15 protein-coding genes are annotated in these 13,422 nt (G+C 70.6%); 10 read left to right on the plus strand and 5 right to left on the minus strand.

The genetic code is table 11. From position 1 onward, the window contains the following. The 3 genes from C1I95_RS25310 to C1I95_RS25320 all read left to right on the plus strand — a co-directional run. Positions 1-566, plus strand: a 566-nt coding sequence (locus C1I95_RS25310; protein ID WP_369122543.1) for a ComEC/Rec2 family competence protein, incomplete at its 5' end; no start/stop codon positions are given. A gap of 217 nt (positions 567-783) precedes the next feature. Further along, positions 784-1,764, plus strand: a complete 981-nt coding sequence (gene holA / locus C1I95_RS25315) for a DNA polymerase III subunit delta (protein ID WP_111217339.1) — start codon at positions 784-786, stop codon at positions 1,762-1,764. Further along, complete coding sequence (locus tag C1I95_RS25320; RefSeq protein ID WP_111217341.1) at positions 1,761-2,282, plus strand: hypothetical protein; 522 nt, start codon at positions 1,761-1,763, stop codon at positions 2,280-2,282. The genes holA and C1I95_RS25320 overlap by 4 nt, the downstream gene beginning before the upstream one ends. 101 nt (positions 2,283-2,383) lie before the next feature. On the opposite strand, the gene rpsT is transcribed toward C1I95_RS25320, so the two are convergent. Together rpsT and C1I95_RS25330 are read right to left on the minus strand one after the other, a co-directional pair. Continuing rightward, positions 2,384-2,650, minus strand: a complete 267-nt coding sequence (gene rpsT, locus C1I95_RS25325; protein WP_111217343.1) for a 30S ribosomal protein S20 — start codon at positions 2,648-2,650, stop codon at positions 2,384-2,386. A 125-nt stretch (positions 2,651-2,775) separates the two neighbouring features. Then, positions 2,776-3,870, minus strand: a complete 1,095-nt coding sequence (locus C1I95_RS25330) for a phosphotransferase family protein (protein ID WP_111217345.1) — start codon at positions 3,868-3,870, stop codon at positions 2,776-2,778. Between C1I95_RS25330 and C1I95_RS25335 the strand changes: the two genes are divergently transcribed. The 7 genes from C1I95_RS25335 to C1I95_RS25365 all read left to right on the plus strand — a co-directional run bounded on the left by C1I95_RS25335 (position 3,869) and on the right by C1I95_RS25365 (position 10,758). After that, the gene (locus tag C1I95_RS25335) at positions 3,869-4,402 is read left to right on the plus strand and encodes a DUF4240 domain-containing protein (RefSeq protein WP_111217347.1); all 534 of its coding nucleotides are present in this window, start codon (positions 3,869-3,871) and stop codon (positions 4,400-4,402) included. The two genes, C1I95_RS25330 and C1I95_RS25335, sit on opposite strands and share 2 nt — an antisense overlap. A 107-nt stretch (positions 4,403-4,509) precedes the next feature. Further along, positions 4,510-6,387: a translation elongation factor 4 gene (gene lepA / locus C1I95_RS25340; protein ID WP_111217349.1), complete on the plus strand. Its 1,878-nt coding sequence runs from the start codon at positions 4,510-4,512 to the stop codon at positions 6,385-6,387. A gap of 168 nt (positions 6,388-6,555) precedes the next feature. Then, the gene (locus C1I95_RS25345; protein ID WP_111217351.1) at positions 6,556-6,846 is read left to right on the plus strand and encodes a GlsB/YeaQ/YmgE family stress response membrane protein; all 291 of its coding nucleotides are present in this window, start codon (positions 6,556-6,558) and stop codon (positions 6,844-6,846) included. A gap of 244 nt (positions 6,847-7,090) precedes the next feature. Further along, positions 7,091-7,375 carry a GlsB/YeaQ/YmgE family stress response membrane protein gene (locus C1I95_RS25350; RefSeq protein WP_111217353.1) on the plus strand — a complete coding sequence of 95 codons (285 nt, stop codon included), beginning with the start codon at positions 7,091-7,093 and terminating at the stop codon, positions 7,373-7,375. 199 nt (positions 7,376-7,574) lie between these two features. After that, positions 7,575-8,861, plus strand: a complete 1,287-nt coding sequence (locus tag C1I95_RS25355) for a sugar ABC transporter substrate-binding protein (protein WP_111217355.1) — start codon at positions 7,575-7,577, stop codon at positions 8,859-8,861. After that, entirely contained in the window at positions 8,858-9,844 is a 987-nt protein-coding gene (locus tag C1I95_RS25360) for a carbohydrate ABC transporter permease (RefSeq protein ID WP_111217357.1), read from the plus strand. The genes C1I95_RS25355 and C1I95_RS25360 overlap by 4 nt, the downstream gene beginning before the upstream one ends. 98 nt (positions 9,845-9,942) lie before the next feature. Then, on the plus strand, positions 9,943-10,758 hold the full coding sequence (locus tag C1I95_RS25365; protein ID WP_111217363.1) for a carbohydrate ABC transporter permease: 816 nt from the start codon (positions 9,943-9,945) through the stop codon (positions 10,756-10,758). Between the two features lie 51 nt (positions 10,759-10,809). On the opposite strand, the gene C1I95_RS25370 is transcribed toward C1I95_RS25365, so the two are convergent. From C1I95_RS25370 to C1I95_RS25380, 3 genes are all read right to left on the minus strand, one after another. Next, positions 10,810-11,715, minus strand: a complete 906-nt coding sequence (locus C1I95_RS25370; RefSeq protein WP_233513873.1) for a phytanoyl-CoA dioxygenase family protein — start codon at positions 11,713-11,715, stop codon at positions 10,810-10,812. 221 nt (positions 11,716-11,936) lie between these two features. Then, on the minus strand, positions 11,937-12,827 hold the full coding sequence (locus tag C1I95_RS25375; protein ID WP_111217361.1) for a hypothetical protein: 891 nt from the start codon (positions 12,825-12,827) through the stop codon (positions 11,937-11,939). 139 nt (positions 12,828-12,966) lie between these two features. After that, a partial coding sequence (locus C1I95_RS25380; protein ID WP_199523904.1) for an enoyl-CoA hydratase-related protein occupies positions 12,967-13,422 on the minus strand: 456 nt, incomplete at its 5' end.

Here is a 13,422-nt window from a genome sequence, read left to right on the forward strand (position 1 = left end):
ACACGGTACTGACCCCGCAGTGGCCGGAGCCGGCGATCGGGCGGGACCTGGTACACACCACGGCCGCCACCCACGGCACCCCCGTGGTGGCCGCCCCGGCCGGATGGCGGTACCGGGCGGGCACGGCCGATCTCGTCGTCCTCGGCCCGCCGTACCCGATGCGCGGGACCCGGTCGGATCCGAACAACAACTCGTTGGTGCTGCTCGCCACGGTGGCCGGGGTGCGGATCCTGCTCGCCGGCGACGCCGAGACCGAGGAACAGCAGGCGCTGCGCGAACAGCTGCCCCCGCACGGGCTGCGGGCCGATGTGCTGAAGGTCGCCCACCACGGCAGCGCGTACCAGGATCCTGCCTTTCTGGACGCGATCCGTCCAGCGGTCGCCCTGGTGCCGGTGGGTGCGGGCAACACCTACGGCCATCCCAACGAGGCGGTGCTGGCCCGCCTGTCCCGGGGCGGGGCACGGGTGCTGCGTACCGACCTCGACGGGGACGTCGCGGCGGTGCTGGGGCCGTCCGGTCTGGCGGTGGTGTCGGGCGGCGTCGACCTGAGCCGAGCCAAGCCGTGAGTCACCGCGAAATGGACGTCGGCAGACGGCGTCGCTGCCCAGCCAGCCCGCTGATGCGTGCTGGCCCGACTGGCCCTGAGCTGGGCGAAGCCACGAATCGATTCCGATTCATCGAGGAAAGAGGCTAATTGGATATATGTCTGGATTTGCGCTGACTGCGGGGTCTGCCGGCACAGTGCGGACGACCGGGCTGGACCGGGCAGCCGAGCGTGCGAGTATGGGCGGCGTGACCGCCGCCAGTGCCGCTCCTATTGTGCTCGTCCTCGGCGACGAGGAGCTGCTCGCCACGCGTGCGGTTACCGAAACCGTTGCCGCCGCCCGGGCCGCCGACCCCGCTGCCGATGTGCGGGAGTACCAGGCCGCCGCGCTCACCGTCGGCGAGATCGACGAGATGCTCAGCCCCTCACTGTTCGGAGGGCGCCGGGTGCTGGTGCTCCGGTCCGGTCAGGACGCTCGTAAGGACCTGGTCGCCGCGCTGCTGGCGTACGCGAAGAATCCCGACCCCGAGGTGCAGCTCGTCGTGCAGCACCTCGGCGCGGCCAAGGGCAAGGCGTTCGCCGACGGGCTGAAGGCCGCCGGCGCCCAGGTTCTGCCCGCCGTCAAGCTCAAGGGGCACCGGGAGCGGGTGGCCTTCGTCCGCGACGAGTTCCGCCGAGCCGGCGGGCGATGCACCGACGACGCCGCCGAGGCGCTGATCGCGGCGGTCGGCAACGACCTGCGGGAGCTCGCTGCGGCCTGCTCCCAGCTGATCGCCGACACCGACGGCAGGATCGGCGCCGACACCGTGGCCCGCTACTACCGGGGCCGGGTGGAGGTGAGCGGCTTCACCGTGGCCGACGCCACGATGGTCGGTGACCTGCCGGGGGCCCTGGAGGCGCTGCGTTGGGCCCTGCACGTGGGGGTGGACCCGGTGCCGATCGCCGACGCCCTCGCCGATGGCATTCGCACCGTCGCCCGGGTCGCCTCGGCCGGCCGCGGCAGCCCCTACCAACTGGCCAGCAGCCTGGGTATGCCGTCGTGGAAGGTCGAACGGGCCCAGCGTCAGGCACGCGGCTGGACGCCCGACGGGCTGGTCGCCGCCATGCAGGCGGCGGCCGAGTGCAACGCGGCGGTCAAGGGCGGGTCCGACGACCGGGCGTACGCGCTGGAGAAAGCCGTCTTCTCGGTGGCCGCCGCGCGGCGGGGCAGCGCCAGGTGAGCGGAGCCCTCCGTGGCTTATGGGCCACGATCCCGGCCGAGGAGGAGCGGTATCGACCGCTCTACGCCCGGGTGCTCGGCCTGCGTTTCGTCAATCCGGGCGGGGTGCTCTGCTTTCTGTTCTTCGAGGGGGCGATCGCGTTGGCCGCCCTGCTCGCGCTCGCTGAGCTGGTGAAATGGTGGGCGGTGCTGGTGCTGCCCGCGGCGGTGGCCGTCATGGTCAAGCTCAACGACCTGGTGGCCGCCGTGGTGATCCGTTCGGCTGCGGCCGTGCCCGAGCAGGAACGCGACCGCTTCCGGCGGCAGATGGAACCGGTCGTCGGGCGGGCCCGGGTCGACTGGCTGCCGCACAGCGTGCCGGGTGTGGTGGTCAGCACAGAGCCGGTGGAAGGCGAACACCCGGCCGAACCGGCTGCGCTCCCCGCTGCCTCGGCGGCCCTGGATCCGGCGCCGCCGGCCGCGCTCCCCGGCACTCCGGCAGCCACGCCACAAGCTGGCACCACCGAACCTGGGTCGTGATCGACCCACCCCCGAGGCGGACGGCGACGGGCTCCGGGCGGTGACGTGTGAAAGCCCCGGGGCACCGCCCCGGGGCTTTCAGTCAGATCTGGTTCGCCGAGTCAGGCGGCAAGCGACGCGACGCGCTTGGCGATCGCCGACTTGCGGTTCGCGGCCTGGTTGGCGTGGATGACGCCCTTGCTGGCCGCCTTGTCCAGCTTGCGCGAGGCGTCCTGCATGAGGGTGGCGGCCTTCTCGGCGTCACCGGCCTCAGCAGCCTCGTGGAACTTGCGGATGGCGGTCTTCAGCGACGACTTGACCGACTTGTTACGCAGCCGGCGCTTCTCGTTCTGCCGGTTGCGCTTGATCTGGGACTTGATGTTCGCCACGCGACAGCCTCGTCTTGATAGCTCGGGTTGGTCAGCTTGTGCGCGCGACGAGCATGCGTCATCGCTGCGCGAAAAGCCAGGTTACCAGGTCGGCCCGGACAGGCCAAAACGGCACCTTGGGGCGATCAGATCCAGCCCTGGCGGCGGGCCAGCCAGCTGAGCGCCTGCTCGCCGGTCCACCGCTGGTGCGCCGGCAGGTGGGCCGACGCGGTCGGCGGCGCGGACGCCGCGGCGGTGAGGTGGTAGCCGGCCAGGGCGGCCAGCGTCACGTCCAGCGCGTCCGGGGGTGCGCCGGCGGCGGCCGGGTGCGCGGTGAAAGCGGCGTCGACGTCCAGCCCGCTGGCGTACCCGGTGATCAGCAGGCCGGCCAGGTCGAACCAGGCCGGCCCGTGGCAGAGCCACGTCCAGTCGCAGAACCAGGCCGTGCCGGCCCGGTCGATCAGGACGTTGTCCACCCGCAGGTCGCCGTGGGTCAGCCCGGGCGTCCTGGCGGCGTACCCGGGCAGGCGGGACTCCAGCGCGACCAGCTCGGCGAGCCGTCCCCGGGCCGGGGCGGGTAGCGGCGGCGGCGGTTCCCGGCCGGCGGCCACCTCGCCCCACCAGAGGATGTCGTCGCGGGCCAGGTCCGCGAGTTGGGGCAGGCCCACGGCGACCAGCTCGGCCGGCGGGTCGGCGAGCGCGGCGGTGACGTCGGCGTACCCGGTGAGGGTGGCGGTCAGCTCGGCCGGGTCCCAGGGCAGCCGGGGGGTGTGGCCGTCGACCGGGTCCAGGCAGATTGCGTACCAACCCGCCTCCCACAGCGTCCAGCGCAGGCGCGGCACCGGCAGCCCGGCGGGCAACCGGGTGAGGATCGCCGCCTCCCGGGCGTACCAGTCGACCAGGTGTGGTTGCTCGGCGTGGCCTGCGGCCTTGACGAACGCGCTGTCCCCGTCGGCGGTGCGCAGCACCGCGGCGAACCCCCGGGTGAAGCCCGCGCCGGCGCTGCGGGCGGAGACCACCGGGGCGCCGAGCCGGGCCGCCACCGCAGCCCGCACGGCCGGCGGCAGCGACTCCCAGGCCGGCCGCTCGGCGGTCGCGTGGTACGCCACGGGCGGTGGGGACGGAAGGCTCACCCGACCATGCTGCCCGGTGTCGTACCGCCGGGCGATACTCCGTCGGTTCGCGGCCGGTTGCGTCGCGCCCCGCCGGCCCCGGTGGCGTCTGCCAGACTGCCAGGCCATGAGGACCGACGACTTCTGGCAGTTGATCGACCGTGCCCGCGCGGGTGGGGGAGAGCCGGACGCCATCGCCACCCGGGCCGTCGCGCTGCTCGCCGCCCGCGATCCGGAGGAGATCGTCGGGTACGCCCGCCACCAGCAGCGGGTGCTCGCCGCCTCCTACCGCGTCGACCTCTGGGGCGCGGCGTACCTGATCAACGGTGGCGCCTCCGACGACGGTTTCGAGTACTTCCGTGGCTGGCTGATGACCCAGGGGCGGGAGATCTTCGCCGGCGCGGTCGCCGACCCGGATTCGCTGGCCGAGCTGCCTCAGGTCCGGGCCGCCTCGCTCAGCGGCGAGGAATTCGAGTGCGAGGACATGCTGGCCGTGCCGTGGGACGCGTACCGCAAGGCGACCGCGACCGATCTTCCGGCGGACCGCCAGGCGGTGCCGGTGCCCGATCTGAACGACTTCTGGGACTTCGACGACGAGGACGAGGCCCGGCGCCGGCTGCCCCGGCTCGCGGCCCTCTTCGTCGAGCCTCCGCAGGAGTGATTGGCGGGGGTTCGCCCGCGCGGCGGTTGCCCGCCGTGGACGTGGGAGCATAGAGGGGGGCCGGCATGCGCCGGCCTGCTCACGTCAGCCGACCAGAACGGACCGCTGTGCCACCGACGCTCGATCCCGGCGCGAACGCTCCTGGTGCCACCGACCCGGCGCGGATCAGGAACTTCTGCATCATCGCTCACATCGACCACGGAAAGTCGACCCTGGCCGACCGGATGTTGCAGCTCACCGGCGTGGTCGACCCGCGGCAGATGCGCGCGCAGTACCTCGACCGGATGGACATCGAGCGCGAGCGCGGCATCACCATCAAGAGCCAGGCCGTCCGGATGCCGTGGACCATCCGGGAGGGCGAGCGGACCGGCGAGCAGGCCGTGCTCAACATGATCGACACTCCTGGCCACGTCGACTTCACCTACGAGGTGTCCCGCTCGCTGGCCGCCTGCGAGGGCGCCGTCCTGCTGGTCGACGCGGCTCAGGGCATCGAGGCGCAGACGTTGGCCAACCTGTACCTGGCACTCGAGAACGACCTGCACATCATCCCGGTGCTCAACAAGATCGACCTGCCGGCCGCCCAGCCGGAGAAGTACGCCGAGGAGCTGGCCCACCTGATCGGCGGCGACCCGGCGGACTGCATCAGGGTCTCCGGCAAGACCGGCGAGGGGGTACCGCACCTGCTCGACGAGATCGTCCGGCAGTTCGTCCCGCCGGTCGGCGACGCCGAGGCACCGGCCCGCGCGATGATCTTCGACTCGGTGTACGACGTCTACCGGGGCGTGGTCACCTACGTCCGGGTCATCGACGGTCGGATCGGCGCCCGGGACCGGATCAAGATGATGTCCACCGGCGCGATCCACGAACTGCTGGAGATCGGGGTCATCTCGCCGGAGATGGTGAAGGCCGACGCGCTCGGCGTCGGCGAGGTCGGCTACCTGATCACCGGCGTGAAGGACGTCCGCCAGTCCCGGGTCGGTGACACCGTCACCATCAACGGCCGGCCGGCGAGCGAGCCGCTCGGCGGCTACAAGGACCCGAAGCCGATGGTCTACTCCGGCCTGTACCCGATCGACGGGTCGGACTACCCGGCGCTGCGGGACGCGCTGGACAAGCTCAAGCTCAACGACGCCGCGTTGACCTACGAGCCGGAGACCTCCGGGGCGCTGGGCTTCGGCTTCCGCTGCGGCTTCCTCGGCCTGCTGCACCTGGAGATCATCGGGGAGCGGCTGGAGCGGGAGTTCAACCTCGACCTGATCTCGACCGCGCCGAACGTGGTCTACCGCGCCATCCAGGAGGACGGCGAGGAGATCGTGGTCACCAACCCGAGCGAGTACCCGACCGGCAAGATCGCCGAGGTCTACGAGCCGACGGTGCGGGCCAGCGTGCTGACCCCGAACGACTACGTCGGCGCGGTGATGGAGCTGTGCCAGGGCCGCCGGGGCAGCCTGCTCGGCATGGAGTACCTCTCTGCCGACCGGGTGGAACTGCGCTACACGCTGCCGCTGGCCGAGATCATCTTCGACTTCTTCGACCAGCTCAAGAGCCGGACCAAGGGCTACGCCTCGCTGGACTACGAGCCCACCGACGAGCAGGCGTCCGACCTGGTGAAGGTCGACATCCTGCTGCACGGCGAGCCGGTGGACGCGTTCAGCGCGATCGTGCACAAGGACAAGGCGTACAACTACGGCACCACGATCGCGGCGAAGCTGCGCAACCTGATCCCGCGCCAGCAGTTCGAGGTGCCGATCCAGGCGGCCATCGGCAGCCGGGTCATCGCCCGGGAGACCATCCGGGCGATCCGCAAGGACGTGCTCGCCAAGTGCTACGGCGGTGACATCAGCCGCAAGCGCAAGCTGCTAGAGAAGCAGAAGGAGGGCAAGAAGCGGATGAAGATGGTGGGCCGGGTGGAGGTCCCGCAGGAGGCCTTCATCGCCGCGCTCTCCACCGACTCCGGTGACGGCAAGCCCGCCGGGAAGAAGTGACCGCCGGCCCGAGTCGGGCCGGCGGCCGGTACGCGCGACGACGCGCGGAAATTGGTGTGCCATCGACGGGCGACATGTCCGGTCGGTTTGGGAATTCGGTGCCGAGGGAACTGGATCGGTGCGACAGGAACCCCGTCGACTGACATCTTCTCGTTAAGGAGGGCGACCATGGAGCTCACCGTCTGGGGCATCATCACCGCGCTGTTCGTGGGTCTGATCGTCGGCGCGCTGGGCCGCCTCGTGGTCCCGGGTCGGCAGGACATGCCGATCTGGCTGCACATGCTGATCGGCGTCGGCGCGGCGCTGCTCGGCACCGTGCTCGCCCGGGCGATGGGCATCGCCACGGTGACCGCCGGCATCGACTGGGCCGAACTCGCGGTGCAGGTCGCGCTGGCCGCGATCGCGGTGGCTCTGGTCGCCGGCGTTGGCGGTCGCCGACGCGGCATCACCCACCGGTAACCCCACACACGCCTCGCGGGCGTCCGGCCGGTACCGGCCGGGCGCCCGCCGGCGTGTCAGGTCCTTTTCGGACCCGTCGGGCATGGACACCCGGGGCCACGTCTCGTCGCCCGCGTGATGTTTGAGGTCCGGAGCGGCTCCCTGGGGTGGAAAGGCGGTTTGGGTTTTTGTCGGGTCGGGAATTAGGGCGGTCACGACAGGAACGCCACCTAACGTGGAACGTCTTTTGTGAAGGAGAGCGACCATGGAGCTCACCGTCTGGGGCATCATCACCGCGCTGTTCGTGGGTCTGATCGTCGGCGCGCTGGGGCGCCTGGTGGTGCCGGGCCGGCAGCCCATGCCGATCTGGCTGCACATGCTCATCGGTGTCGGCGCCGCGCTGCTCGGCACGGTGATCGCCCGGGCTTCCGGCTTCGCGGAGACCGCCGGCATCGACTGGCGGGAGTTGATGCTTCAGGTCCTGCTGGCCGCCGTCGCGGTCGCGCTGGTCTCCGGTGTGGGCCGCCGCCGCGGAGTCAGCCATCGGTGACAGCCGAGTCTCGTCAAGGCGCCCGACCGTCGAGGTCGGGCGCCTTACGTATGTGTACGCCCCGGTTTGCGGACGGTGGGTCCGGCCGGCAGCCCGCGCCCTGCGGTACGGTCGGTCCCCGCCCTCTGTCGTAAAGGAATTCTTCGTACTAGGGTGCGACGCAGAAGGTTAATGCCAGACGGCGGGAGGGGGAAGTGGCGTGAACAGGTGGAAACGGCTGGCGCCGGTCACCGCCGTGGTGGCCGCGACCGCGATGGTGCTGGCCGGCTGCGGCGGCTCGGACGACGACGCGGCCGACACCAGCAAGCTCACGGTCTGGATGATGGGCGAGGGCGGCGACGCCCAGACGGCGTTCCTCGACGCCGTGGAGACCGAATTCCGGCTCAAGCATCCCGACACCGACGTGGTCGTGCAGTACATCCCCTGGCTGGAGGCGCCGAAGAAGTTCCAGGCCGCGCTCGCCGGTGGCGAAGGGCCGGACATCACCGAACTGGGCAACACCGAGACCCAGGGTTGGGCGGCGCAGGAGGCTCTCGCCGACGTCACCGACCGGATGGCCGGCTGGACCGACGGCAAGGACGTCCTGCCCGACCTGGTCCGCAACGCCCAGCTCGACGGCCGGCAGTACGGCGTGCCGTGGTATGCCGGCGTGCGGGGCATCTACTACCGCACCGACTGGTTCGCCGAGGCCGGCGTGCAGCCCCCGAAGACCTGGGACGACCTGGTCTCGGCGGCCAAGGCGGTGCAGGCCAAGAAACCCGGGACGTACGGCATCGCCCTGCCCGGCAACTCGGAGCTGCCGTTCTACTCCTTCCTCTGGGGCGCCGGCGCGGAGATCGCCACCAAGGAGGGGGACGCCTGGAAGTCCGGCTACACCTCGCCGCAGGCCCGCGAGGCGGTCAAGTACTGGACCGACCTGGTGACCGTGCACAAGGTCGCCCCGCCCGCCGCGGCCGGCTGGAACGAGATCGACGCGCGTACCCAGTTCGCCACCGGCAAGGCGGCGATGGCGTTCGCCGGCAGCTGGCAGCAGGGCGCGATCGCCAAGGACAACCCCGAGATCGAGAAGGTCTGGGGCACCTTCCCCATTCCCGGCCCGGACGGGCAGCCGGCACCCGCCTTCGCCGGCGGCTCCGACCTCGCGATCTGGCGCGACAGCCAGCGCCAGGACCTGGCCTGGGACTACCTCACGGTGCTGCTGAACAAGAAGAACGCGCAGCAGTTCGCGGACAGCCTCGGCTTCTTCCCGGTCTACTCCGACCTGGTCGGCGGCAGCGGGTACGCGGATGACAAGATCATGGCGGCGTTCGCAACGACCATGCAGAACACCAGACTCACGCCGCTCACCCCGAAGTGGGTGGAGGTCAGCCGGACGAAGACGGTGACCCAGGCGATGAACAGCTCGGTCATGAAGGGTCAGAAGACGGTCGAACAGGCCACCGCCGACGCGGCCGCGGAGATGGAAAGCATCCTCAACGCCAGGTGACCACGCTGACCGAGGTGCCGGAGGCGGCCGCCGCGCGGGAGACCCCCGCGCGGCGGCGTCGCCGGGTGGACCGGTTGCCGTATCTGCTGTTGCTGCCCTGCCTGGTGGTCATCGGGGTGCTGCTGCTCTGGCCGCTGGGCCAGGTGGTGGTGATGTCCTTCCACCGGCTGGACAACGTCCGCCAGCTGCGCGGCGACCGGGAGTGGCCGTGGGTCGGGCTGGGCAACTACGCGCAGATCCTCGGCGATCCGTTCTTCTGGACCGTGCTGCGTAACACGGTGCTCTTCGCCGCGGCCAACGTGGCGCTGACGATGATCCTGGGCACCCTGGTCGGGCTGCTGCTCAACCGGCTCGGCCGCCGGATGGCGGCGTTCGTGGCCAGCTGCGTGATGCTCGCCTGGGCCACCCCCGCACTTACCGGCACCATCGTCTGGAAATGGATCTTCGACGACACCAGCGGGCTGGTCACCTGGGCCTTCAACGCCCTGCCGGACGGGCTCTCGCAGGCCCTCTTCGGGCGCAGCGACTGGACCGGGTACGGCTGGTTCAACTCGCCGCTGCTGTTCTTCGCCATCCTCACCCTGGTGGTGGTCTGGCACTCGTTCCCGTTCGTGGCGGTCAGCGTGCTGGCCGGCCTGAAGAGCGTACCGAGCGAACTGCACGAGGCGGCCCGGGTCGACGGAGCCGGGCCGTGGCGGGTGTTCTGGCGGGTCACCGTGCCGCTGCTGCGGCCGGTCTTCGGCATCCTGGTGGTGCTCTCCACCATCTGGGACTTCAAGGTCTTCACCCAGTACTACGTGCTGGCCGGCGGCACCCAGGACCGGCCCACCTTCATGCTCTCCGTCTACTCGTACGCCGAGGCGTTCTCACCCCCGCCCAAGTACGGGCTCGGCTCGGCGATCGCGGTGATCCTCACCCTGATCCTGCTGGTCGTCACCGGGGTGTACGTGCGGATGGTGCTCCGACAGGAGGAGGACGCGTGACGGCCGGCTCCGCAGCCGCCATCGGACGCCGTCCGGCGGAAAACGAGCGTCGCCCACCCGGCGGTGGCCGGCGGCGCCGAGGTGCCCGGCGCCTCGCCCTGAACGGCGCGGGTCTGCTGGTGGCGCTGTTCGCGGCCTTCCCCGTCTACTGGATGATCACCACCTCGCTGAAGCCGAGCGGGGAGATCTTCGCCAGCACGCCCCGGCCGCTGCCGACCGAGCCGACGTTGGCGCACTACCGCCAGATCCTCACCGGGAACCTGATCCCCGGGGTGACCTTCACCGACTTCTTCCTCAACAGCGCGCTGGTGGCGGTGGCCACGGTGCTGCTGAGCGGGCTGGTCGCCCTGCTGGCCGCGACCGCCGTGGCCCGGTTCCGGTTCAAGCTCCGGACCAGCTTCCTGATCATGCTGCTGGTGGTGCAGATGATCCCGCTGGAGGCGCTGGTCATCCCGCTGTTCCTGATGATCCAGCGGCTCGGCCTGTACAACACCCTGCCCAGCCTGATCCTCACCTATCTGGGCTTCTCGCTGCCGTTCGCGGTCTGGATGCTGCGGGGCTTCGTCGCGGCGGTGCCGAAGGAACTGGAGGAGGCCGCCGCCATCGACGGGGCCAGCCGCGCCCAGATCTTCCGCCGGATCCTGTTCCCGCTGGTGGCTCCGGGTCTCGTGGCGACCAGCATCTTCTCCTTCATCACCGCGTGGAACGAACTGATCTTCGCGCTCACGTTCATCAACCGTCAGGACCGCTACACGCTGCCGGTGGCGATGACCTTCTTCTTCGGCCGGGACGACACCGCCTGGGGGCCGGTGATGGCCGCCTCCACGCTGTTCACCCTGCCGGTGATCGTCTTCTTCCTGTTGGTGCAGCGACGGATGGTCTCCGGCCTCGTCGCCGGTGCCGTCAAGGGCTGAACCGACGACGGCCCCCTGTCCCGGCGGGACAGGGGGCCGTCGTTCACCGGCTCAGCGAAGCCAGGGGATGTTGCGGTTGAGCTGGCCGCGCTCCTTCAGTTCCTTGCGCAGCGGGATCTCGTCGTCGATGTAGCCGTCCCAGTTGATGCCCCAGTAGTTGGCGGTGTGGGTGCCCTCACCGCAGAGCTGGCGCTGCACCGGCGTGCGGTTGGTCCACCACTCGCCGTCCTTGTCGATGTGCAACTCGTCCAGCGGGCGGATCCACCGGTACGTGTAACCGACGAAGAGCATCTTGCGGGTGATCGTCGACAGGTTGGTCGACCGCGAGTGCCACTGGCGGCGGTCGAAGATGAACGCGTCGCCCGGGTTGGCGGTGATCTCGACGGTGCCCTCCGGGTCCGGGTTGTGCACCGTGGTGTCCGCCGGGCGCGGCAGCGAGTTCCACAGGTGGCTGCCCGGGATCACCTTGGTCGCGCCGCGGCCGGTCTCCGACAGGTCGGAGAGGACGTAGGCGACCTTCAGCGAGAACATCGGCCGGGGCAGGTTCGGGTCCATCGTCTCCGGGTCGGAGTTCTGCCGGTACCCGTCCTGGTGCCAACCCCAGTACGGCTTCTCCGGCTCCAGCGCCGGCGGGGTGACGTCCAGGTGGTTGTGGTGGCTGTAGAGGTTCCACCCGGCCAGTCCCCACATGTAGGGGAAGGCGATCGGGTGGGTGAGCAGGTCGCCGAAGAGCTCGTCGCGGTCAAGGAAGCCCAGCAGGTGCAGGGTGCCGTCCTTGGTGGTCTTCCCCTTGGCCTTCTCCTCTTCGTACACCCGGTCGACCGCGGCCTCGAGCGCGGCCCGGTGGTCCTCGGTCAGGACGTTTCGCAGCAGGAGAAAGCCCTGCTCATGGAACTCCTTGCGGTCGACGTCACTGATCGGTTCGTAGCCGGTCCGGTCGCCGTAGTCGAATGCCACGTCGTACCCCTCCCCAAGAGGTGAAACCATCTTTTGGCACAGGCCGCCGATGGTAACGCGCGGACGCCGGGTCCGGGAGACGCCCGACGGTCGATCCTACAGGGATGGCGACCGAGGGCGGTGGTATGACTACTGGCAGTTTCGCAGCGTGGTGCGGCAGGGGGTTTTGTGGCTGATTGCCGGATTTTGCGGTGACTGCGGGTAAAAGAGATCGGGGTTGTTCACAGGTCGGCGTGGATCTCGACGACCACCTGGTTGTCATTTTTCTCGCGGTCGGCCAACCGCTTCCAGGTGCCGTTTCGATCGGTCCACTCCATGCCGCCGAAGCGCACCTTCTTCACCCCGTGGTCGTTCGCGTGGGAGACCAGCCAGTGCGCGTACCGCCAGCCGGCGCGTTCGTCCGCGGCGCTCACCGTCAGGCCGGTCAGGCCGCCGTCGCGATTCACCCGGGTGCCGACCACGTCCAGTGCCTTCGTCTGCTCCGCCGCCGAAGCCGAGTCGGTCAGGCCCCAGTCGAGCGTCAGGCCCCGGGTCAGGGCGGCGGCCGCGGCCGCGCCCCGCATCGCCGGGTCATCATCCACCGTGCAGGCGACCGCGCCGGTGGCCTCGCCGAGCAAAGCTCGGGTGAGCACCGCCGAATCGTTCGCCCACTTCTCGTACGCCTCCGGGAAGGCCGACCGCTGGACCTTCTGCGCCGCGTCGGTGACCCGCATGTCCTCCCAGCCGCGCACCTTCTTGAGCGCGGTGTAGAACTTGTCGGCCGCGTACCGGGGGTCGCGGATCTCGGTCGGGGTGCCCCAGCCCTGGCTCGGGCGCTGCTGGAAGAGGCCGACCGAGTCGCGGTCGCCGCCGGCCAGGTTGCGCAGGCCGGATTCCTGGTAGGCGGTGGCCAGCGCCACCACCACGGCCCGCTCGGGCATGCCGTGCTGGACGCCGATGGCCGCGATCGTCGCCGCGTTGGCCATCTGGTGGGCGTTCAGGGACACCTCGCCGTCGGCCTGCACCGTGCATTTCCGGCTGGCCAACGGCAGGCGCAGCCCCTCTCCGACCTGGCGCATGCCGAGCACGATCCCGATCACCGCGACCAGCACGAGGACCACGACACCCGCCATGACTGCCCGACGCACTCACACCTCCCGTTCGACGTCCGCCAAGCGTACGTCCCCCATCGGCCCGTTCGGGTCGTCCGACCGGTTCCACCCGCCGCGCGACACCCCGCGCCGACCGGGGGTTCCCCGTCCCGGCCGCTACTTACCTGTCGAGTTCGGCCACCCAGCGGGGCGGCCGCTTCTCGCGGAACGCGGCGACCCCCTCGACACCGTCGTCGGAGAGGAAGTAGCGGGTGGAGACGGTGGCCAGCTCCGCCAGGTCGGCACGCAGATCGGTGGCGGCCGGCCGACGCAGCAGCTCCTTCGCGCCGGCCAGCGCCGACGGGGCGCCGCGGACCAGCGAGTCGCGGTACCGGTCCACCGTGGCGTCCAGGTCGTCGGCCGGCATCGCGGCGGTGACCAGGCCGATCTCCGCCGCGCGCCGGCCGTCGAAGGTGTCGCCGGTCAGGTAGAGCTCGGCCGCCGCCCGGGGGTGCAGCCGGGGCAGCACGGTCGCCGAGATCACCGCCGGGATCACCCCGATCCGGACCTCGGTGAAGGCGAAGGTCGCCTCGGCGGCGCAGACCGCCAGGTCGGCCGCCGCGATCAGGCCCAACCC

It is taken from the genome of Micromonospora craterilacus (assembly GCF_003236315.1).
GTDB classification, from domain to species: domain Bacteria; phylum Actinomycetota; class Actinomycetes; order Mycobacteriales; family Micromonosporaceae; genus Micromonospora; species Micromonospora craterilacus.

Bases quoted from the DNA above. Each gene is read 5' to 3' on its own strand.
- holA (WP_111217339.1), top strand. From the start codon at position 784: ATGGGCGGCGTGACCGCCGCCAGTGCCGCTCCTATTGTGCTCGTCCTC.
- C1I95_RS25335 (WP_111217347.1), top strand. From the start codon at position 3,869: ATGAGGACCGACGACTTCTGGCAGTTGATCGACCGTGCCCGCGCGGGT.
- C1I95_RS25330 (WP_111217345.1), bottom strand. From the start codon at position 3,870: ATGGCCTGGCAGTCTGGCAGACGCCACCGGGGCCGGCGGGGCGCGACG.
- C1I95_RS25345 (WP_111217351.1), top strand. From the start codon at position 6,556: ATGGAGCTCACCGTCTGGGGCATCATCACCGCGCTGTTCGTGGGTCTG.
- C1I95_RS25350 (WP_111217353.1), top strand. From the start codon at position 7,091: ATGGAGCTCACCGTCTGGGGCATCATCACCGCGCTGTTCGTGGGTCTG.
- C1I95_RS25375 (WP_111217361.1), bottom strand. From the start codon at position 12,827: ATGGCGGGTGTCGTGGTCCTCGTGCTGGTCGCGGTGATCGGGATCGTG.